The organism is Chloroflexota bacterium, from assembly GCA_016219275.1.
Classification (GTDB): Bacteria; Chloroflexota; Anaerolineae; order UBA4142; family UBA4142; genus JACRBM01.
In genome coordinates, this window is record JACRBM010000082.1 from 1 (window position 1) to 5,290 (window position 5,290).

The window sequence follows — 5,290 nt, forward strand, 5'->3', positions numbered from 1 at the left end:
ACGGGTGCGCACGCATCGCCGTCGGTTTCGGATGCACACACGCTCCGTCAAACAATCCAACGCTCAACTCAAGGATTTGGTGCGTCGTTGGAAAATGCTCCCGGCGGACAACGCGCCCAAGTGAGTTTTGCGGTATTGCGTAATTACCATTGCAACCAAGAGCTCGCGTAGCGCCCGAATGCTTTGGTACTTTAGAAAACTGTATATTGTGCCAATCACGAGTACAATAGGCGCAAACGTAAAAAACAAATCGAAAGCGATGGCAAATGGGCCACGCATATCTACCTCGAAATATCCAGTCGCTCATGTGCAAACATTTCACTCGTACGATGCTACGGTTGCCGTAATGATTCAACGAGCAGCGCGACCTCGCTGGGCGGCGGCTTGGTGAGTTTACTCACGATGATGGCGATAGCAAAATTGACCGGGATGCCAAAGATGCCCGCTGCCACATCGGTTATCCCCAAGAGATTCCAATTCGGATTGATGACGTTCGCCAGCATGTAACTCAGCGTCACGACCAAGCCCGCGATCATCCCCGCGACCGCGCCACGCCCATTCGCGCGCTTCCAAAAAATTCCCAGCACGAGAATGGGGAAAAGCGTTGCCGCCGCGAACGAAAATGCCCACGCGACGAGTTGCACGATAATCCCCAGCCGCCGAATCGCGACGACCGCCGCCATCACCGCCGCCGCAAACACCGCGAGCCGGCTGAGCAACAAGCGCGCTTGCGGTGATGCCGCCGGGTTCAACGTGCGCGCGTAGAAATCGTGCGACAGCGCGGAGGCAATCACAAGCAACAATCCATCTGCGGTAGACAACGCCGCCGCGAGACCACCCGCCGCGACCAACGCCGCAATCGTCTGTGACAAACCGGCGATGTCAGGCGTGGCGAGCACAACCACATCCGGGTCAATTCGCAATTCACTCATTTGCAAAATTCCATCGCCGTTCAAATCCTTGATCGCGAGCAGTCCGACATTCGCCCAGTTGAGCGCCCAGTCCGGCATCGCGCCGATTGGCTTGCCGATCACATTTTGCAAAACTTCCCACCGCGAAAACGCCGCGTATGCCGGCGCGGTCAAGTACACCAGCGCGATAAACAACATCGCCCAGCCGACGCTCGCGCGCGCGGCACGCGCATTCGGTACCGTGTAAAAACGCACTAGGATGTGCGGCATCCCCGCCGTGCCCAGCATCAAACACAACATCAGCGCGATAAAATTGAACACCGTGCCGTGCGTGAACGGCGTGACGTACGATTCAGCGATGCCTTGCGCGGCTTCCAACTGCACAATCTGTTCGAGCGCCTGCCCGTACATGATTTGTGGAAACGGAAGACCGGTATCGCGCCACGATAGCAACGTGACCGGAATCAGATACGCCAACACGAGCACGATACATTGCGCTGCCTGCGTCCAGGTCACCGCGCGCATCCCACCCAGGTACGAACAAAAGAGCACCGCACTCAAGCCGACGAGCACGCCGACGAGATAGTTGACGCCGAGAAACCGCGTCATGATGATGCCGATGCCGGTCACCTGCGCCGTCACGTACGTGAAGGAAATGATCACGCCGGTCAGCGCGGCAACGATGCGCGCGAGGTTGCCCTCGTAGCGCGCGGCGACGAAATCCGGAATCGTGAATTGACCGAATTTGCGGAGATACGGCGCGAGCAACATCACCAACACGACGTAACCGCCCGTCCAACCCAGGATGTACGCCAACCCTTCATAGCCGAGCAGCCAGAGCGTACCTGCCATCGAGATGAACGTCGCCGCGCTCATCCAATCCCCGGCAATCGCCATCCCGTTGAAGAAAGCGGGAACGCGCCGCCCCGCGACAAAGTATTCATCCAACGAGTGCGCGCGATTGCTCACACCAATCACGGCGTATAGCGCGATGCTCACAATCAGCAATGCCCACCCAAGCATGTTGGAGGGTAATCCTAATTGTTGCTCCACTCCTCCCATCGCGACAATGAATAGAATAAAGCCAAGCGTAAATCCAAGAAAGATCAAACCCAGTCGGCGCGAATTCTGAGTGGGCGCACTCGCGCCCGATGTTGAATCGCCGGCAAAACGCCGATCGAGTTTCGCCATGTACCACGCATAACCGGTGATGATGCCAATAAAAACGATGAGCGCGCCTTGCGCGCCGATGTAATAACCGAGCGGAAAACCGGTGAAGATGCGTACAGAGTTGAGCGCGGCAGAAAAGATTACGGGCAGAATCGCGACGGCAAGCCAAACGCCCAACAACGCGATTATGATTCGCACGTTGCTCCGCCAATATGCCGGATCAACGCGCGGCAGAGCAACTTGTCCAATTTGCGCGCGGCGTTCCAAGAGTTGACGCACGCGCGTCGGAATCGGATACCAGGGCAACACGTCGCTGTGCGTGAGCGCCGGATCCGATTCGCCGCGTTCCATCCGCGGAAACACCCAGCCCATCACGCTGATCGAGATCAACACGGTCATCAACCAGAAAACCACGATGGACAGGAATTCCCACCAATTGAAGGAAGCAAAAAATTCATTCATGGCTTGAGGACCGTTTCGTAGATCGGCAACGTGAACCGAAATGCCGTGCCCTGTCCAGCGCCCGGACTCTCCGCCCAAATCTCGCCACCGTGCGCGTACACCAAGTGTCGCGCGATGGTCAAGCCGATGCCCGCGCCGCCGCTCTGCCGCGCGCGCGATTTGTCCACGCGATAAAACCGTTCAAAGATGTGCGGCAGATGTTCCGCGCCGATGCCGATGCCGGTGTCCACGACGCCGATCTCAACAAATGGATCGAGTCGCCGCGCGTAAACCGTGATCGCGCCGCCCGAGGGCGAGTACTGAACGGCGTTCGTCATCAAGTTGATCAAAATCTGTTCGACGCGATCCGGGTCTGCCATCACTGGCGGCAAATCGTTTGCGACGTTCAGTTCCAACGTCAATCCTTGCGAGGCGATCTGCGATTGAAATTGTGCGACGACGCGTTCGATCACAATCGCCACCACGATCAAGCGCGGCTCGACGCGCAATTGCCCGGCTTCGGCGCGCGAAAGGAGCGCGAGTTCTTCCGTCATCCATTTAAGGCGCACCGCTTCGTGATGCACCATCGCGAAAATTTGCGGCTCGGGTTGAATCACGCCGTCAATCAAACCTTCCATATACCCGGCGATGATCGTCAACGGCGTACGCAATTCGTGACTGACATCAGTAATCAAACCGAGCCGGCGCTGTTCCGTTTTTTCGAGCGCCTCGGCAAGTTGGTTAATGCTGACGCTGAGATTTGCCATCTCATCGTCGGATCGAATCGTCGTGCGCTCGCGATAGTACCCTTGCGCGAGGCGTCCACTGACGAGCGTAAGTTCCTGCAACGGTTCGACGATGCGGCGCGACACGAACAAACTGATGATGACGGAGGCGACGAGCACGGCGAATCCAGAAATCAAGAGCGCCTGCTCGATGACGAGTTGAATAAAGTCTAACGCCGCTGGATCAATCTGCATCTGCGGAGAATCAGTCAATCCTGGGAATGAGGTCAGGCCGGTGGATCCAAGCAGCGGATTGCGCGCGAAGAATTGCACAGTGGGAATCAGAATGACCACACCCACCACAACGACGATCAAGTGAGAGAGGAATAATTTCCAACGGAGTTGGCGTAACCAGTTCATTTTATTTCGCGCGACGCGCAACGAACTTGTAGCCGATGCCGCGAATCGTCTGAATCAACGTGGGATTCGCCGGGTCGTCTTCGAGTTTGCGGCGCAAAATCCCAATCGTCACATCTACCACGCGATCAATCCCGGCAAAGTCGTGTCCCCACACGCGTTCGAGTAATTGATCGCGACTGAATACGCGCCCGGGTTGTTCCGCCAGATTGTAGAGCAACTCGAATTCGCGCTGGGTCAGGTCAACCGGTTTTTCACGCCAGGTCACTTCGCGCGTCGCGGGATTGATCTCCAGATCGTCAAACGTCAACGCCTGGCGTTCTTGGTCGGTGGTCTCTTGCGCGTCGCGTTTGCGCTGTCGTCGCAGAATCGCCTTGATGCGCGCGACCAATTCGCGCGGACTGAACGGCTTGGTCAAATAATCGTCCGCGCCGACCGAAAGCCCAACGATCTTGTCCATCTCTTCGGCGCGCGCGGTCAGCATCAACACATAGACATCGGTCTCTTGTTGCAGACGGCGGCAGACTTCAAAACCATCCATCCCGGGCAACATCAAATCCAACACGATCAAATCTGGTTTGATGGTGCGTGCTTGCTTGAGCGCGCTCGGTCCATCGTACACGGCGTGCACCACATAACCCTCGGCGGTTAAATACTTGGTGATGAGGTCAACAATCGGACGATCATCTTCGACCACCAGAATTGTTTCGTTGCGCAATGCATCGCCCTCCCAATTTATTGTCCGAATCGTAACCGCCGAACCAAGCCGCCGGGCAGTTTCGCTTGTTTCATTTTACCCTGCGTCGCCGACACATCATAGAGGACTCGATGATGCGTCAGTGTCATCGCGTCCAGGTCAACGATGGCATACGCGGCGCGCGGATCATCGTCGCGCGGCTGTCCGACACTGCCGGGATTGATCAACATGCGGTCGAGGTTCAGCGCGAGCGGCTCATTCACCACCGGGAACTCGGTGGAAATCCCGGTCAGAAAAGTCGGTTTGCGGAAAATAATCGGCATGTGGGTGTGTCCGAACAAACCAATCTGTGTTTCCATCTTCGTCAGGCATTGCCGCGCCACATCAGGCATGGAGACATATTCCCAAAGTGGATCGCGCGGACTGCCATGCACCAGCGTAACGCCATACTCGGCGAGAATGATCGCCGGAGAAAGCGTTTCGAGCCAGGCGCGATTAGCAGGAGAAAGTTGGCGCTGCGTCCACACGATCGCTTTCTGCGCGTCCGAGGAAAAATCCTCCACATCTAGTTTGCCTACCGCGGCAAAATCGTGATTACCGCCAAGACAGACCAGGTCGTACGCGCGCAAGCGTTCGATGCACTCGTCTGGATCGGGACCATAGCCCACGACATCGCCCAGACACCAAACCTTATCCACTCTGCCCGCATCGTTGAGGACTGCTTCCAACGCGGCAAAATTCGCGTGAATGTCAGAGACGACCAGGATACGCATTTCTGATTCCGCCGGCGTAACTACTCAGCCAACCCACATTTACGCCGATGAAAAAACAAATTTATCCGCGAATAACGCGAATTGCGCGAATAAGAAGAAAAAATTAGCGAAGATTCGCGTAATTCGCGGATAAAGGAACGATGGCTGAGTAGTTAC

At 56.5% G+C, this 5,290-nt stretch carries 3 protein-coding genes and 1 pseudogene; all 4 read right to left on the bottom strand.

Translation table 11 applies throughout. From position 1 onward, the window contains the following. Positions 1 to 332 precede the first annotated feature (332 nt). Positions 333 to 2,480: a VC_2705 family sodium/solute symporter gene (locus HY868_22210; GenBank protein MBI5304866.1), complete on the bottom strand. Its 2,148-nt coding sequence runs from the start codon at positions 2,478 to 2,480 to the stop codon at positions 333 to 335. A 59-nt stretch (positions 2,481 to 2,539) separates the two neighbouring features. Continuing rightward, positions 2,540 to 3,667 (bottom strand): HAMP domain-containing protein, encoded by a 1,128-nt coding sequence (locus HY868_22215; GenBank protein ID MBI5304867.1) that lies wholly within the window; start codon positions 3,665 to 3,667, stop codon positions 2,540 to 2,542. A gap of 1 nt (position 3,668) precedes the next feature. Further along, on the bottom strand, positions 3,669 to 4,382 hold the full coding sequence (locus HY868_22220) for a response regulator transcription factor (GenBank protein ID MBI5304868.1): 714 nt from the start codon (positions 4,380 to 4,382) through the stop codon (positions 3,669 to 3,671). A gap of 17 nt (positions 4,383 to 4,399) precedes the next feature. Continuing rightward, a pseudogene (locus tag HY868_22225) lies at positions 4,400 to 5,134 on the bottom strand (metallophosphoesterase family protein). Positions 5,135 to 5,290: the final 156 nt, after the last annotated feature.

Bases quoted from the DNA above. Each gene is read 5' to 3' on its own strand.
- HY868_22210 (MBI5304866.1), bottom strand. From the start codon at position 2,480: ATGACCGTGTTGATCTCGATCAGCGTGATGGGCTGGGTGTTTCCGCGG.
- HY868_22215 (MBI5304867.1), bottom strand. From the start codon at position 3,667: ATGAACTGGTTACGCCAACTCCGTTGGAAATTATTCCTCTCTCACTTG.